Genomic DNA, 16,273 nt, shown 5'->3' on the forward strand with positions numbered 1-16,273 from the left:
CATGGATTAAATCAGCGTTTCCTTAGACGTCCTGGCGGGCCCTCAGCCGTTTGGTCCGCCGCCCCTGAAGGGATTATGCCACAAAAACTGCTGGCTGGAGGCGGTGGCCCCGCTGAGCGGAATCTCGACCCATCCCCAGGGGGTGACGAGCACGAAGCGCAGGACGATGCCCTGGCTGGCCAGGGCGTCCACGTGCGCGGCGTAGCGCATCGTGTCCTCGAAGATGAAGGTATCGCTGATGACCCACACGCGCTTGCAGTTGCTGCGGTTGAAGAGCGCGGCATAGTCGATGGCGGTCCGCACGCCGCTCTCGTAGTCGGGGGGGTTCATGCTGACAACGACCACGTCGGGGCGCCCCTCGGGACGGCGCGTGTTGGGAATGAGGTCGAAGTATTGCTCCAGGCTCTCCAGACGCTCGAAGAGCCTTTCGATGTCAACCTCGCCATTGTCCTCGAACATCGCCGTGACGGGGTCCATTCCCTGATCCGCGGGGGCGTTCAGGGTGTCCTGCATCCACCGCTGGATGCGGGAAAGCGCCTCCAGGATGTACTGCGGGTATTCCGTCTCGGAGATGGCCGACAGGAGATCCTTTACGGTCAATTCCTTTTTGGGGTCCTTTTTCTCGGGATTCATGCTCCACCTCCAATGGCGCGGGCTCCATTCCATGATGAGCTCAGTATAGCACAGCCCGGGCGCGTCGGCCTGCCTCAAAATACGTGTCCGCGCCCCAGTCCTCGCGTGTCATGGAAAACGGCTTACAGAAAAAACCCCTTTGCGGCGATCAGAAGGGTCCCCACGGCGGTGGAAAGGAGCGTATGGCGCTCGCTGGTCCACAGAATGCCCGCGGAGAAGGGCCCCGCGATGCGTCCGGACGGCCAGGCGGAGGGCAGAAAGGCCCCTGTCCTCCGTCGGTACTCGTGATATTCGTCCCCGAACCTGGAGGACAGGAAGGACTCCTCGAAGGGGATGATGAGAAGGCCGTAGACGACGACAAAGGAGACCGCGAACAGGGCGGCGGCCCACGGCCCGGCCATCAGCCCCCATCCCAGCCCGATCAGGCCGTTGCCGAAGTAGAGGGGGTTGCGCATGAAGGCGTAGGGCCCCCAGGTGACCAGCCGCTCCGCGCCGACGGTCTCCCCCCGGTAGCGTCCGATGCAGCCGACGGCCCAGAACCGCCAGGCCTGCCCCAGGACGACGAGGGGAAGCCCCAGGAGGATGGACCTCAGGGTCGGCCGGGCCAGGAGCAGGATCATCAGGAAGAGGACCGTCCAGATCCCGCCCCTGAGCTTAAAGATTTTTTGACGAAACGCTTGCATTCGACGAACCTCGTTTGGCCTCATCCCTGGCCTCCTCCTCGGGGGAGACGCCCTGGTGGAGCTCCTCGGAGACGCCCCATCCCAACATCCGAATCACGACGACGACCCCCATGAAGATGGAGAGGTACTCCGTGAAGAAGCGCCAGATGATGGCCATGATCCCCGCCATGTTCCAGGGCATCAGGGTTCCGAAGAGCAGGGCGCCGCCGCTCTCGGCGAAGCCGCTGGCCCCCGGGGTGGGGATGAAGTAGAGCACGAACATGAAGACCGCCTGGGTCGCCAGGGTCTGGGTGTAGCTGTAGGGGAGTCCGACGGCGCTCATCAGGATGGGAAGCACGGTGAAGACCAGAAGCAGATGGAGGACGGAGAGCGCCGTGGCGAGCAGCATCCATCCCTTCCCGGAGCGGAACGCCAGGCGGAAGTTCATGATGTAGTTGTCCTCCTCCCGGTCGAGCCACTGGAAGCAGCCGATCACGCGTCGGTTGGACTTCACCAGGTTCAGCCGCTTCATCCACAGGATGGCGATCTTGCCCAGCCTCTTGAGGGAGCCCGGGTGGAGGATGGTGAAGAGGATGAAGATCCACGTACAGCCGATGACGGCGAAGACGTAGAAGACGAGCCCCTTCAGGAAGGGACTCGCCTCCAGGATGGAGGGCTCGAGGAACAGGGCCGTGGGGACGACCAGGCTCAGGATCAGAACGGTCAGCATGGTGCGGATCAGGGTGATGGCGATGCCCTTGCCGATGGGGACCCCTTTCTTATAGAGGACGTAGACCTGGAAGGGGCCGCCCCCGCTCTGCATGGGGGTGACCGCGCTGCCGAAGTAGTTCAGCCAGGTGAGGACGATTCCCATGGAGAACGGCACCCGTTCCTGCGCCGCGCGGGAGAGCGCGCAGAAGCGCCCCGCGTCGCACATCCAGGAGAGGAAGACCACCCCCAGGGCCCCCAGCAGCAGGAGCTTGTTCGACGAGAGCAGGGAACGGACGGTGTCGTGATCGACGCTTTTGGCTATGATGACCGCATTGGCCCCGAAGGCCAGCAGGATGAAGAGGATCAAACCTTTACGCAGAGACAAATTGAAATTCCTCCATCGAACGAGACAGGATCGGATGAGACAGTGTCGAATGAGACAACGTCAATGCAACGGAAACGACATGATTCAAACGGGAGAATCATGAATCGGGACGACGCGGAAGGGCCCGGAGGTACGGCACATGGTCTTACGTCCGCGGCCGCTACCGGGATTGAGGGGCGGAGAGCCTGCCCAGCATCAGCGCGAGCGCATCGACGCTTGGAAGCAGTTCCTGACGCAGGACCAGGGCCATTTGAAGATATCGCTTCCCGTTCATCAGACCGATGAGGCGGTTCAAAATCTCCAGGAGCCCGTCACGGAACGCCTGTTCCTCCGGCTCGGCGGAGGGCCCGGCCGTCAGCGCGCTGCATCGCTCGTAGACGTCCAGCGTCCAGTCCAGCCCATCCATCGCCTCGGACAGGCGGTTCTGCGCGGCCGAGGTCTCGCCCTCCTCGAAGCGGCCGACGATCTCCTCGATGCCCTTCTTCAGCCGCGCGACGTAGTCCAGGGCCTCGGCGATCGTCTCCCGGATCAGGAGGCGGACCGGGGTGAGCGAGAAGTGCGCCGACATCCCCCCCGACAGGGCAAGAAAGGCCCGCTCGTCCATCTCCACGCCGTCGACTCGAAGTCCCGTGAGGACGAGCCCGGAGCGGGCGGCTTCCGCCCTGACGGCCTCCAGAATCTCGAGAGGCGACGCCGTGGACGGGATCTCGCGGTGCTCCTGTCCGTCAATCGATACCTTCATCGTGATCCCCCTGTCCCGATTTCCGAATCGGCGCACGGAAAACCCGTTGCGCCCAAAGTCCTCCCCATCCCGGGGAAGGGATGGGGAGGACGGGCAATGCATCATCGTCGTAAAAAGACAACATTCATATTCTAGCATATCCGGGGCGCTCATATCCGCCCCGCCCTGCGCCGATACTCAATGTGGGATATAATGAACGCGCATCGGCGGAGCCCGATGCGTTTTGTCCGTGCCGAAGAACAGGAGGGTTTTGTATGGCGGACATGTCCGTATCGGGTATCGCGTCCGGGATCAACTGGGACGAGATGATAGCGAAGATCCTGGACAAGGCGAAGAAGCCCGCGCTCGTGATGGTGGAGAAGCGGGATAAGCTGACCCGGAAACAGGAATATTTCGAGGAGTTCCAGATCGCGCTGCAGAAGCTGAACAGCGCGCTGTCGCCGCTCAAGCTTCCCTCGACCTACAAGGCGAAGGGATTGGAGATCGAGCGGGTCGACAAGAGCGGCTCCTATAAGGGCGTGCTGACGGCCACCGCCAATGCGGACGCGGAGGTCAACGTCCACGACCTCGAGGTCCTGAAGCTGGCCAAAAGTCAGGTCCAGCGTTCCAACGCCTTCACGGACAAGCTCTCCGGGGCCTTCACGGGCGCCCTGAGCGGTGCGTCGGAGGCCCATTTCTGGATCGGCATCGGCGGACGGAGGCTGCGCATCGAGGTCCGTTCCGACGACACGCTGGAGTCCCTGGCCAAGCGCATCAACACGGCCCTCAAGACGCAGAGGCCGCCGTTCGGCGTGACCGCGTCCGTCGTGGACAACAAGCTGATCCTGAAGAGCGACGCCACAGGCCTGGGCAAGGACACCCAGAAGGCGGCGATGACCCGCTCCGGCAATACGTACGACCTTTTGGAAAATATGCATATCGACTCCGGCTCGCTGAAGTCCGGGGACCTGGTCGTCAAGAGCAAGAAGGGCGACAGGACCTGGAAGCAGGGCGTGGACTTCGACGTCGTGGCCGGCAACCAGATTCGCTGGCGCGACTACGAGCCGCAGACGGTCCCCGCCGGGGAGACGTACCAGGTGAAGTACAAGGCGGCAGCCGGGGATGTCTATACGACGGGCGGAGCGGCCTATGGACCAAGCGACATCGTGCGCGGCAAGGGCGATGTGGATAAGGATGCGTTGCCCTTTACGCCTCGGGCGGTGCTGTCGACGACGAACATCTCCGTCCAGGACAGGAACGGAGTCACCTATCAGTACGGTACGGATTTCACGATCGAGGGAAAGTCCGTGAAGTGGCTGGGGATGAATCGCCCCGGCGAGGGCGTCGCCTATAAGGTCACGTATAAGCCCGTTGCAAATGAAGAGTTCACGCTCAACGTCAAACGCGGCGCCGAGGACGTTACGGGAGCGGATTATGCGGACTTCGTCGGGGGAAAGTCCGTCATCAAACAGGGCGGCAGGACCTATGTGCAGGGCGAGGACTTCGACATCGTGAGCGACGGCGGCAGCCCGGCCAAGGCCGTGGTGCGCTGGCGGCCCGAGGCGGCCTGGGGCGCCCCCGGCCCGGGCACAAACTACGACTTGGAGCTGACGAAGGCCGACGGGACGACGCAGACCTTCAGCAACGTCGAGCGGGGCAAGAGCGATACGCTCACCATGAGCGAGTGGGGCTTCACCACAGCGGGGGGAACGATTGACCCGACGGCTGCCTACGTCTATCAGGACCCCCCGACGGCCTTTGGGGCGGGTTCCTTTGGGGCGTCCGCCAATACTGGCGGCAAGTTCACCTTGACCTGGACTCAGCCCTCGACGCCGCCCGTCCCGCGCATGAAGGACGGCAAGCAGATCACTCCCGGGTACGGCGACGAGTACACGGTGGAGTACGCGCACGCGAAGAACACCTTCACCCTGTCGGACGACGGGACGGGGATCCTGAGCGCGCTGGGCCTGGACCTGAAGGACGAGGCGCACTACACGGCCGCCGAGGATGCGGAGATGATCCTGAACGGGGAGAAGGTGACGCGGTCCTCCAACAAGATCGGCCCGGAGTACAAGAACGAGCTGATCAAGGGGGTGACGATGGAGCTCAAGGGCGTGGGGCACGTCTCCATGGACATCTCCCACGACCTGGAGGCCTCCGTCAAGGCCATCCAGGCCTTCACCGAGGCCTACAACGACGTGATGAAGTGGATCAACGTCAAATCCTCGGAGAAGGCCGTGGACGAGACGAAGAAGGCCACCCTGCCCGCCAACGACTTCCGCATGAAGTGGGGCCTGCTCTTCGGCAATTCCCTCCTGCGCGATGCCAAGAGCAGGATGCGCCGCTCCGTCACCCAGACCTATACCCACACCTTCAAGCAGCGCAAGAGCCGGGACCCCATCTATGGGACGATGGAGCAGAACGGCCTGAAGGGCCAGAGCACGCTGCGCGTCACGGTGGGGGCCCGCACCGCCGACATCACGGTCAACCCGGAGGACACGCTCGAGTCCATCGCGGCCAGGATCAACGACACCTCCGGGAGTGGGGAGGCCAGCGCCCTGCACTACGATCCCGACGGGCGGAAGTACCCCACCCCCTTCGCCAAGGCCTCGGTCTCGGACGGCAAACTGGTGATCGACGCGGGCACGGACCGCCCGGTCCAGGTGTCGGGGACTCCCGCCCTCAAGGCGTTGGGCATGGACTACACCTATACGGGCCTCTATCAGATGGGGTTCAAGACCACCTCCACCGACTTCGGGAAGAGCGGCGAGCTCGAGTTCAGCTCACGGGACTTCATGAAGGCGATGACGAAAAATTCGGAGGAGGCCACGGACGTGATGCTGGCCTTCGCCAAGGACATGCAGACGTTCGCGGACGGGATGCTCCGTTCCTCCGCGGCGAGCGGCGACAGCGGCAAGGGAGCCGCCAAGGGCGCCGTGGTGCGGGAGATAGACGGCATCAAGACGGAGGTCAACTCCATCAACAAGTATCTGAACACGTTCGAGCAGCGCCTTCAGAAGAAGAAGGAGACGCTCTTCAAACGGTTCTCCGACGCCGAGCGCAACCTGTCCAAACTGATGCAGCAGGCCAGCTGGCTCAACAGCGTTACGGCCCAGCTCCAGGGGGCGGGCAGGAACCAGCAGTAGGCGCGGACGCACGGCGGCGATTTGCGAGAGGGCGGGTTCCCGGCGGGGCCCGTCCTCTCGCGTTCCGGGCCCTGTGTTATCATTTATAATCGTATCGTTGAACCGTACTTTTGAATGAGCCGTTTACGTTTTTAAGCGACAATAGGATTGATAGGGAACGTCGGGAGGACCGCCGGAGGTGTGACTGTGATTTCCAGCGACGAAAACATGAGGGCCGGGCCGGGTATTGGGGACTGCGGAGATCGCGGGGATAAAGGACATTATTTCGACGAGATCGTCGGCCTGATCGAACGGCTGAGGGCTCCGGGAGGCTGTCCGTGGGACCGGAAGCAGACGCTGGAGGACCTGCGCACCTGCATTACGGAGGAGGCCTACGAGCTCGCGGAGGCCATCACGGAGCGGGACATGGGCAAGGTCCGGGAGGAGTCCGGGGACCTCCTGCTGCAGGTCGTCTTCGTGGCCTCACTGGCCCGGGAGCACGGGGACTTCGACATGCGGGACGTCGTGCGCACGATCTGCGACAAGCTGATCCGACGCCATCCCCACGTGTTCGGAGACGTCGAGGCCGAGGACAGCGATACGGTCCTGAGGAATTGGGAGAGCATCAAGCTGGAGGAGCGCCGCGCCCGGAAGGAGGACCTCTCGGTCCTGGCCGGGGTGCCCGCCGGGCTGCCTCCGCTTCTCAAGGCCCATCGGATGCAGGGCAAAGCCGCACACGTCGGGTTCGACTGGCCCGGGGGCGACGCCGCCCCGCTCTTCGCGAAGCTGGACGAGGAGGCCGACGAACTGTGGGAGGCCGTGGAGCACGGGGATGCCGCGGCTGTGGAGGACGAGCTGGGGGACCTGCTGTTCATGGCCGTCAACCTGGCGCGTCACCTGGGGGTGAACCCCGACGCGGCGCTCTCCCGGGCCTGCGCCAAATTCGCCGGGCGCTTCCGCCGGGTCGAGCAACAGGCCGCGGAGCGCGGCATCCGCCTGGAGGACTGTTCCCCGGAGGAGCTCGACGCCATGTGGGAACGGGCCAAGACGAGCCCCGGCGCTGAAAACGCCTTATAATGACGGAGGACGGAAATGACGGAGAACAGGACCGAGGGGGCGCCCGGAAAGAAGGCGGGCCGGAGGGCCCGCATCATGGAGACGGCGCTTCGGGACGCGCACCAGTCCCTTATCGCCACGAGGATGAGCACCAGGGACATGATCCCCGTCCTCGAGAGGATGGACGCGGTGGGGTATTGGGCCCTCGAGATGTGGGGCGGGGCGACGTTCGACAGCTGCATGCGCTTCCTGGACGAGGACCCCTGGGAGCGGCTGCGCGTCATCCGTTCCCGAATCAGGAACACCAAACTTCAGATGCTGCTGCGGGGGCAGAACCTCGTGGGCTATCGGCACTATGCGGACGATGCGGTGAGGGAGTTCGTGAAGCGCGCGGTGGGGGGCGGCATCGACATTATCCGCGTCTTCGACGCCCTGAACGACCTGCGCAACATGGAGGTCGCGGCCGACCAGGTCAAAAAGGAGGGGGCGCACCTCCAGCTGTGCATCTCCTACACGATTTCCCCCGTCCATACCTTGGACGCCTTCGCCGAGATGGCCCTGAAAATGGCGGGCATGGGGGCGGACTCCATAGCGGTCAAGGACATGGCGGGCCTGCTGAACCCGGTGGACTGCGTCCGGCTCGTCGGCGCGATACGCGCCCGGACGGACCTGCCGATACAGCTTCACAGCCACTACACCAGCGGCTTGGCCTCCATGACCTACTACGCGGGGCTTATGGCGGGTGCGGACATCGTCGACACGGCGATCTCCCCCTTCTCCATGGGGACCAGCCAGCCGCCCACGGAATCGTTGGTCGCGGCCCTGGCGGGCGGCGATCTGGACACGGGAATCAGCCTGGACAATCTGGTCCCCGTCGAGGAGTACTTCAAGACGCTCCGCGAGAAATACAGGAAACTGCTCCCGGACATCGGCGGGGTCGACATCAACATCCTGCGCTATCAGGTTCCGGGCGGCATGTACTCGAACCTCGTGAATCAGCTCAGGGAACAGAACGCCCTGGACAAGCTGGAGGACGTGATGAACGAGATCCCGGTGGTGCGCAGGGCCATGGGCTACCCGCCCCTGGTGACCCCCACCAGCCAGATCATCGGGACGCAGGCGACGCTGAACGTCCTGACGGGCCAGCGCTGGAAGGTCATCCCCAAGGAGGTCAAGCAGTACTTCCTGGGCTACTACGGGACGGCGCCCGCTCCCCTGGACCCCGAGGTCCGGAGGCTGGCGATAGGGGACGAGGAGCCCATCACCTGTCGGCCCGGCGAGAGGATCCCCCCCGAGATGGAGGCGGCCCGCAGGGCCGCGGAGGCCTGGTCGCTCCAGCCGGAGGACGCCCTGACCTGGATCATGTTCCCCCAGGTCGCCAAGGACTTTCTTCCGCGGAAGTACGCGCGCGTCACGTGCCGGGACGTTGGGTTCGAGGACCTCGTCGAGGGAGCGGCCTATCCCGTCTGACGCCGGGAGGCGGGAGGAAGATCGAAAAACAGGATGGATGGAGAAACGTTGGAATGGATAGAGAAGCGTTGGAGCGGAGGGACGCTCCGCTGAGAAATTCCGAGGATGTCGCGGTTGCCGGCGGCGGGGCCATGGCTCGCCTTCTGGGGCTGAACGACGAGAACCTCGAGGCCCTGGAGGCCCGTTATCCGGTCTCCCTCTCCGTGGGGGAAAGCCGGATACGGATCTCGGGCCCCGACGCCGAGCCGGTGCGCATCGTGGCGCATCTGCTGCGCCAGCTTGCTGTCGTCGCCGAGAGCGGACACGAGATCCGCGTCTCCGACGTCCGTCACGCGATGGACGCCCACGCGGAGGGCCGGGAGATCAAGCTGGACTCGCTGTATTCGGAGGTCGTCTGCACGACGGCGCGGGGCAAGCCCATCCGGGCCAAGACCGTCGGTCAGAGGGCCTATATCCAGGCCATGCGGGACAACGACATCCTGTTCGCCGTCGGCCCCGCCGGGACGGGCAAGACTTACCTGGCGGTCTGTGAGGCCGTCTCCATGCTGAAGGAGGGGCGGGTGAACCGCGTCGTCCTGGTGCGGCCCGCCGTCGAGGCCGGGGAGAGCCTGGGGTACCTCCCGGGCGACCTCAGGGAGAAGGTCGAGCCCTACGTTCGCCCGCTCTACGACGCATTTTATGAACTTCTGTCGCCCGAGCGCTTCGCCCGCTACGTGGACAAGGGGATCATCGAGATCGCGCCCCTGGCCTACATGAGGGGGCGGACGCTCAACGACAGCTTCATCATCCTGGACGAGGCCCAGAACACGACCCCCGAGCAGATGAAGATGTTCCTCACCCGTCTGGGGTTCGGGTCCAAGGCCGTGGTGACCGGCGACATCACTCAGGTGGACCTTCCGCAGGGGCGTCCCTCGGGGCTGCGCAGCGTGCGCTCTATCCTCGAGGGGATCGAGGGGATAGGCTTTTTCGACCTCACAGGGGCCGACGTCGTCCGTCACGAGATCGTGCAGAAAGTGGTCCAGGCCTATGACCGCTATGAAAAGCGCCTTTCTTGACCGGCTGCGGCGCCCCTGGGCCTCCGTATCCCCGGAATGGCGCAGGTCCTATCTCCTCTCCGTAGTCATGCTGCTGGCCGTCGGGCTCTCCATCGTCATGATGGAGTGGCTCTACGTCCGCAACAGGGGGTACAGCTTCGCGCAGGGGCTGCCGTCCCCCCAGACCTACAGGGTCATCTCCCCGGTGAAGTACGAGGACCACTCGGCCACGGGGGCCCTCCGGGAGATGGTGGAGGAGCGGGTGGCCGGTGTCGTGGTTCGGGATGTCGCTGCCCGGGACCGGATGAAAAAACGCCTGGAGGAGCTCCAGGCGGTAAAGGACCCCTTGGACCCGAAGCTCCTGGCCTATATGCCTCAGGCCCTGCTGAACGCCCTGTTCGCCATGGACGGAGCGGAGCGGAGCCGAATCATGAAGCTGGCCTTGCAGGTCGGGGACGCCTACTTTTCGAGCCTCGCGTCGGGCGATGTCCTGGAGAGCGGGGGGATGGAGGCGGCCCTGCTGTGGAGGGAGATCGAGAAGCGCGTCGATTCGGTGGACGACGCCAACCTGATCTATCAGCTGTTGACGAAGGTGAACGACGCCTACTACAAGCTCGAGCCCCAGCTCACCGATCTGGTGAGGCAGAGTGCGGGGAACAGGATTCCCGTCATCGAACGCCGTCTGGAGCTGGGCGACGTCATCGTCGAGCGCGGGGATGTGGTGACGCCCCAGACGGCCGGCCTGCTGCGGCTGCAGGGCTACACGGAGGACGCCTTCCCCGTCACTCAGGTGGTCATCGTTTTCTTCCTCGTCCTGATCCTCCCGCTGTGGCTGGAGGTCCCGGCCCGGGAGTCGGGCAGCCGGCCTTCGTGGGGGTGCGTCGTCTTCGTCGTCTCGGCCGCATGGATCGGCCAGATGCTTGCCGTGCAGATGCGGACGGCGGGCGCCGGCATCCTCCCCGCGGTCATGGCGGCCTATCTCTGTATGCCCCGATCCTTTGCCTTCAACGCCTCCCTGGCCAGCACCGCGTCCGGGGTGTTCATCATCGCGGGGCTCTCCGTCTACGACCTTCTCCTGCTCCTCTCCATGGGCTTCCTCGCCTCGATGACGGGGTATTACCTCCTGCGCCGCATCGAGTCCCGGGAATCCCTCGTCCGCAGGCTGATCCTGCTTGCGCTTTTCCTGAGCGTATCCCGCATCGTCATCCTCTGGATTCAGGGGATACCCCTGACGAGGGAGTCCTTCCGCCTCTTCTCCCCCACGGGCTTCTTCTGGCTGGAGACCGGGCGCTTTCTGCTTCTGGACGCCCTGGCCGCGATCTTCATGGTCGTCCTCCTGCCCCTGGTGGAGGGGTATATCGGCGTCCTCTCCATCCTCCGCCTCCGGGAGCTGAGCCATCCCTCGAGCCCCCTGCTGCGCAAGCTGCAGCGGGACGCACCGGGGACCTACCAGCACTGCCTGGCGATTGCCACGCTCGCCGAGGCGGTGGCGATCGATATGGGGATGGACGAGAACCTGATGAAGGCCGGGGCCTATTATCACGACATCGGAAAGCTGAGGCGCCCGCAGTTCTTCGTCGAGAACCAGGGCGGGGGGCTCAACGTCCATGACGGGATGAGCCCCACGCTTTCGGCCATGACCATCGCATCGCACGTCCAGGACGGCCTGGAGATGGCCAGGGAGTACGGGCTGCCCAAGAGGATACGGGACTTCATCGCGGAGCATCACGGCACCGCGTGCATCCGCTACTTCTATAACAAGGCCAGGGCGGAGGCCCGGGACCGGGGGGAGGAGGAGAGCGTCGAGTGGTCGGACTTCTGTTATCCGGGGCCCAGGCCCCGGTCCCGCGAGACGGCGCTCCTGATGATCCTGGATTCCATGGAGGCCGCGATACGGAGCGAGAGCCTGGGGCGCGAGCTCCTGAGGCGGGACGCGAAGGAGATGCCGCAGAATGGACGAAACGCGGGGCGGAGCCAGGCCATCATGGCCCTGAAAAAGGTCATTGACCAGGTGGTGGGCAGCAAGATCTCGGAGGGGCAGTTCGACGAGGTCGACTTCACCCTGAGGGACCTCACCCGCATCAAGGAGTCCATTCTGTCCGTCCTGCTCTCCATGTATCACACCCGGATGGTCCGGAGCCCCGACCGGCGGAGGGAGAAGGGTGCCGTGGGCGGAGGAGCGCCTGTCCCTGCCGCGAGCGATGCTGCGGAGGCTCCGGTCGTTCCCGGCGGAGCCGAAAACGTCGGAGCGGAGACCCGATGAGCGCGGAGACGTTCCGTTCCCTTGATCTGGTCTCCGGACGCATGTTGTGTTATGTTATTCTTTACATTCTCTCCCTATCGACAGCGGGCGGCGGATGGGGCCGCATCGATGGGGGACAGACTCTGGGAGGGTTCACGTTTTGAGATTGGAACTTCACGTCGACGGCCCCGAGGACGGGGAATCTCAAAGTCCGATTCCGTTATCTGCATGGGGGCCCCTCGGGCGCGTCCTCGAGGGCGAGCTGGCCTCCCTGTATCCCGAGATCGTCCGTTACGGGACGGTTGAGCTCTCGGTGACCCTGCTGGGGCCGGACGAGATGCGCTCGGTCAATCGCGAGTACCGGGAGCGGGACGAGGCTACGGATGTGCTGTCCTTTCCGCTCTGGGAGGCGGACGGCCGTTTTGTCCCGGACGGGGCTCTGACGGAGCTGCTGCCTCTCGGGGACATCCTGATCTGTCCGGAGGAGGTGGCGCGCCTGCATGAGGGGCTTCCACCCGAGGACGCCCTGTGCCTCGTGCTGGCGCATGGGTTTCTGCATCTGCTGGCCTGGGACCATGACACCGAGGAGCGGGAGTCGGCCATGTGGGCCCGCCAGGACGCCGTCAAACAACGGCTCCTGGACGTCCTGAGGGGAGGGCTCTAGGATGGCGTCCCTTTCCGGGAACGCCCTGCTGCCCTTTCTGGAGAGCTGCCTCTGGTTCGTCGTCCTGTTCCTCATGTCGGCGTTCTGCAGCGCCTCGGAGACGGCCATCACGACCACCGGCCGGAGCCGGCTCATGTTGCTCCAGGAGCAGCGCCCGTTTTTACGGTCCCTCTTTCAATGGCTTATAGACGACGTTCAGGAGGCCCTGACCGTTTGTCTCATTGTGAACAACGTCGTCAACATCGCGGCCAGCACCCTGGCGGCCAGGCTCGTGCTCCAGGCCTTCGGGGAGGGGGCGCTGGTCTGTGTGGTCCCGGTCATGACCGTGCTGATCGTCATCTTCGGGGAGATCCTGCCGAAGAGCGCCGCGATGGTCCACTCCGACGGGGTGCTGGTGTTCTCCGCGCCCCTGCTGCGTCTTCTCTCCATCCTGCTCGCTCCCTTCGCCTGGCTGATGAGGAAGTGCGTCTCCTTCATCGGGCTGCTGTTCCGGCTCGACCTCAAGCCCCAGCACGTGTTCGTCACGCGGGAGGAGATCGAGCAGGTGGTGAAGATCGGGGAGCAGAGCGGCGCGCTCGAGGCGGTGGAGCGGAGGATGATCGACGGGATCATCGATTTCGAGGAGACCCGGGTCCACGAGGTCATGGTCCCGCGCATGGACATGGTGACCCTGGAGGCCTCGGAGCCGCTGGAGGAGGCCATGAAGGTCTTCATCGAACACGGGCACTCCCGTCTCCCGGTCTACGAGGAGAGCCTGGACAACATCGTGGGGGTGCTCTACGTCAAGGACACCCTGAAGCACCTGATCGGCGCCGAGCTCTCCCAGGCCGTGGGGGGCATGATGCGCAAGCCGCTCTTCGTTCCTGAGACCATCCGCACCGTGGAGCTGCTGGAGACCATGCGGCGGGACCACATCCACATCGCTGTCGTCGTCGACGAGTACGGCGGCGTGGCGGGGCTCGTGACGATGGAGGACATCCTCGAGGAGATCGTCGGGGAGATCCAGGACGAGTACGACCAGGAGTCTCCGGACATCCTCGAGATGGAGGACGGCACCTACAGGGTGCAGGGGACCACGAGTCTGGAGGACCTCAGCGAGGCCCTGGACTACCCCTTCGAGTCCGAGGATGCGGAGAGCCTGGCCGGATTGGTGCTGCTGCTGGCCGGGGGGTTCCCCCAGGTGAACGATGCGTTCGAGTACGAGGACTGGAGGATTCGGGTGGTCGACCTCGAGGATCACCGCATCAAGGTGCTCGACCTCGAACGCATGAAACCCGAGAAGGACGCGTGAGGAGGGCCTATGGAAAGGATGACCGGTAAGTCCCGGGGCGGTGCGGGCGGATGGGGCGAGGGGGATGGCCGGCCCGGTCCCTCCCCGCTGGAGCTGCTGGAGAGGGCGCGGGAGGCGGCCTCCCGCGCCTATGCGCCCTACTCGCGCTTTTGGGTTGGGGCCGCGCTGCTCCTCGCGGATGGGGGCGTCCTGACCGCCTGCAACGTGGAGAACGCCTCCTACGGCCTCTCCATGTGCGCGGAGCGCAGCGCGATTGCGGCGATGGTGGCGCGCGGACTGAGGGACCCCGTGGCCGTGGCGGTCGTGGGGTCGGGGGATGGGGACTTCGGCAGGCCCTGTCCGCCCTGCGGGGCCTGCCGCCAGATTCTGGTAGAGTTCAACCCCGACATGCGGGTGGTCCTGGCGTCTCCCGAGGGGCCCCTCGTGTACTCCGCGCATGGGCTGCTGCCCCACTCCTTCGGCCTGAGGGGCGGGAGCCCTTGAGCGGGGAGCGACAGGGGGACGGGGCCGCGATGCGCTGCGGCGTGGTCGCCCTGGCCGGGCGGCCCAACGTCGGCAAGTCCTCGCTGGTCAACGCGCTGCTGCGCGCCCGCGCGGCGATCGTCTCCCCGAAGCCCCAGACGACCCGCAACGCGATTCGCTGCATCTACAACGACGAACGCGCCCAGATCGTCTTCACGGACACGCCGGGGCTGCACCGGCCCAGGGACCGGCTTGGTCGTTCCCTGACGGACGCGGCCGAGGACGCGTTTGCCGAGGCCGACGCCGTCTGCTGGCTGGTCGAGGCGGGGGACCGCAGGCTGAGGGACGAGGACGCCGAGGTACTGAGGGCGCTCTCCGTCGTCTCCCGGCCGATTGTGCTGGTGGTGAACAAGGCCGACGCACACGACCCCGGCGGGGCTCTGGAGCTCTACGGATCCAGGCTTCCCTTCGCCGGGCGCATCGCCGTCTCCGCGCGCAGGGGGCGCAACCTCGACGCCCTGATCGACCTTCTGCTGCCGCTCCTGCCCGAGGGGACGCCGTGGTACGACCCCGACATCCTGATCGACGGCACGGAGCGCTTCATGGCGTCCGAGGTCATCCGCGGGCGCGTGCTGGCGTTGCTGCGGGACGAGGTTCCCCACTGCGTCGCGGTGGAGATCGACGAGTACAAGAGCCCGGAGGAGTACCCCGAGCGGAAGCGGCTCTACATCCGGGCGTCCCTGATCGTGGAGACGGCGGGGCAGAAGGCCATCCTGATCGGGGCCGGAGGGGCGATGCTGAAGCGGATCGGAGAAACCGCACGGCTGGAGCTGGAGGAACTCACCGGCCACCCGGTCTATCTGGACCTGTGGGTGAAGGTGTCCCCGCATTGGAGGCAGTCGGAGCCCGTGCTGCGCCGCCTTGGACTCTGACCCGCGATTCCCCTCGATGGGGCGCAGGCCGGGGGCAGCGCCCCCGATGTGGTTTCAAGGGTAATCGAGTGCCCTGAGGAGGGATGGGGATGTCGCGTCAGGGCCTGGATGCCGCCTCGGGCGTGGTGCTCTCGCGTTCCGTAGCGGGGGAGGGGGACCTCCTGCTCGCCCTCTTCCTCAAGGGCCGGGGGCTGGTCCGCGTCTCCGCGCGCGGGGCGGCGGGCGGGCGCGTCCGCTTCGGCGGCGGTACGGAGCCGCTCGTCTGGGGGGCCTTTCGGCTTCACCGGGGCCGGGGCGGCGGGGCCTACCTGAGCGCTGTGGACGTCGTTGACGGCATGATCCCCCTCAGGAGGCGACCGGAGGCGCTCCGCACGGCGGTCCGCTGGTCGAAGCTCCTGCTGCGCCACCTGATGGCGGAGCATCCGGCGGACGACCTCCTGGCCAACCTCTACTGGAACATGCGCCTTCTGGGGACCCCCCGGGTTCTGCCGGAGGCGGTGGAGTGGCGTTTCCTGTGGCGCTGGCTCACGGCGTGGGGGCTCGCTCCCGACCTGACGCGCTGCGCCCGGTGCGGTCGCCCCGCCGTCCCGCTGTTCTGGACGGGCGAGGGGCTGGCCTGTGCGGCCTGCGGGCCCGGGGCCGGCAGGCCCCGGTTCTCGGGGGAGGAACTGTCGCTTTTGAGGCGGGCTGCGGGGGCGGATGTGCCCGGGGTGGAACGGTACGGAGAACTTGGGGAGCTCGACGGCTCGCGGGGGCTTTTTACCCTGGCCTCCCGATGCGTCGGGGGGCTCCTCTCTCAGGATATACGAGACATTGGTTACAGACGCTGAATCGCTTGTAATAAGGTGCAAATCCTGCTTGCGTCGACAACGCGGCAACGGCGCC

General features: G+C 65.4%; 14 protein-coding genes. 10 read left to right on the forward strand and 4 right to left on the reverse strand.

Features of this window, described 5'->3' with window-relative positions; genetic code table 11:
• Nucleotides 1-42: 42 nt before the first annotated feature.
• The 4 genes from Q0176_RS10470 to Q0176_RS10485 form a co-directional block, all read right to left on the reverse strand.
• Nucleotides 43-633, reverse strand: a complete 591-nt coding sequence (locus tag Q0176_RS10470; RefSeq protein WP_299302613.1) for a hypothetical protein — start codon at nucleotides 631-633, stop codon at nucleotides 43-45.
• Nucleotides 634-755: 122 nt separating this feature from the next.
• Entirely contained in the window at nucleotides 756-1,316 is a 561-nt protein-coding gene (locus tag Q0176_RS10475; RefSeq protein ID WP_299302616.1) for an isoprenylcysteine carboxylmethyltransferase family protein, read from the reverse strand.
• Nucleotides 1,288-2,391, reverse strand: coding sequence for a lysylphosphatidylglycerol synthase transmembrane domain-containing protein (locus Q0176_RS10480; protein WP_299302618.1), 1,104 nt, complete (start codon nucleotides 2,389-2,391; stop codon nucleotides 1,288-1,290). The genes Q0176_RS10475 and Q0176_RS10480 overlap by 29 nt, the downstream gene beginning before the upstream one ends.
• Before the next feature lie 160 nt (nucleotides 2,392-2,551).
• The gene (locus Q0176_RS10485) at nucleotides 2,552-3,133 is read right to left on the reverse strand and encodes a hypothetical protein (protein WP_299302621.1); all 582 of its coding nucleotides are present in this window, start codon (nucleotides 3,131-3,133) and stop codon (nucleotides 2,552-2,554) included.
• Nucleotides 3,134-3,387: 254 nt separating this feature from the next.
• Between Q0176_RS10485 and fliD the strand changes: the two genes are divergently transcribed.
• The 10 genes from fliD (at nucleotide 3,388) to recO (ending at nucleotide 16,218) form a co-directional block, all read left to right on the forward strand.
• A complete protein-coding gene (fliD, locus tag Q0176_RS10490; protein WP_299302624.1) occupies nucleotides 3,388-6,258 on the forward strand; it encodes a flagellar filament capping protein FliD in 2,871 nt (956 codons plus the stop codon).
• Nucleotides 6,259-6,438: 180 nt separating this feature from the next.
• Entirely contained in the window at nucleotides 6,439-7,314 is an 876-nt protein-coding gene (gene mazG, locus Q0176_RS10495) for a nucleoside triphosphate pyrophosphohydrolase (protein WP_299302627.1), read from the forward strand.
• Nucleotides 7,315-7,329: 15 nt separating this feature from the next.
• Nucleotides 7,330-8,763, forward strand: a complete 1,434-nt coding sequence (locus tag Q0176_RS10500; protein ID WP_299302630.1) for a pyruvate carboxylase subunit B — start codon at nucleotides 7,330-7,332, stop codon at nucleotides 8,761-8,763.
• Nucleotides 8,764-8,894: 131 nt separating this feature from the next.
• Entirely contained in the window at nucleotides 8,895-9,818 is a 924-nt protein-coding gene (locus Q0176_RS10505; RefSeq protein ID WP_299302650.1) for a PhoH family protein, read from the forward strand.
• Nucleotides 9,790-12,060, forward strand: coding sequence for an HDIG domain-containing metalloprotein (locus tag Q0176_RS10510; protein WP_299302633.1), 2,271 nt, complete (start codon nucleotides 9,790-9,792; stop codon nucleotides 12,058-12,060). The genes Q0176_RS10505 and Q0176_RS10510 overlap by 29 nt, the downstream gene beginning before the upstream one ends.
• Before the next feature lie 139 nt (nucleotides 12,061-12,199).
• Nucleotides 12,200-12,703, forward strand: a complete 504-nt coding sequence (ybeY, locus tag Q0176_RS10515; protein WP_299302636.1) for an rRNA maturation RNase YbeY — start codon at nucleotides 12,200-12,202, stop codon at nucleotides 12,701-12,703.
• A gap of 1 nt (nucleotide 12,704) precedes the next feature.
• Nucleotides 12,705-13,994 carry a hemolysin family protein gene (locus Q0176_RS10520; RefSeq protein WP_299302639.1) on the forward strand — a complete coding sequence of 430 codons (1,290 nt, stop codon included), beginning with the start codon at nucleotides 12,705-12,707 and terminating at the stop codon, nucleotides 13,992-13,994.
• An 18-nt stretch (nucleotides 13,995-14,012) separates the two neighbouring features.
• Nucleotides 14,013-14,477, forward strand: a complete 465-nt coding sequence (locus Q0176_RS10525) for a cytidine deaminase (RefSeq protein ID WP_299302642.1) — start codon at nucleotides 14,013-14,015, stop codon at nucleotides 14,475-14,477.
• A complete protein-coding gene (gene era / locus Q0176_RS10530; RefSeq protein ID WP_299302644.1) occupies nucleotides 14,474-15,388 on the forward strand; it encodes a GTPase Era in 915 nt (304 codons plus the stop codon). The genes Q0176_RS10525 and era overlap by 4 nt, the downstream gene beginning before the upstream one ends.
• 89 nt (nucleotides 15,389-15,477) lie before the next feature.
• Nucleotides 15,478-16,218, forward strand: a complete 741-nt coding sequence (gene recO, locus Q0176_RS10535) for a DNA repair protein RecO (RefSeq protein WP_299302647.1) — start codon at nucleotides 15,478-15,480, stop codon at nucleotides 16,216-16,218.
• Nucleotides 16,219-16,273: the final 55 nt, after the last annotated feature.

This window comes from uncultured Fretibacterium sp. (assembly GCF_938040765.1).
Classification (GTDB): Bacteria; Synergistota; Synergistia; order Synergistales; family Aminobacteriaceae; genus CAJPSE01.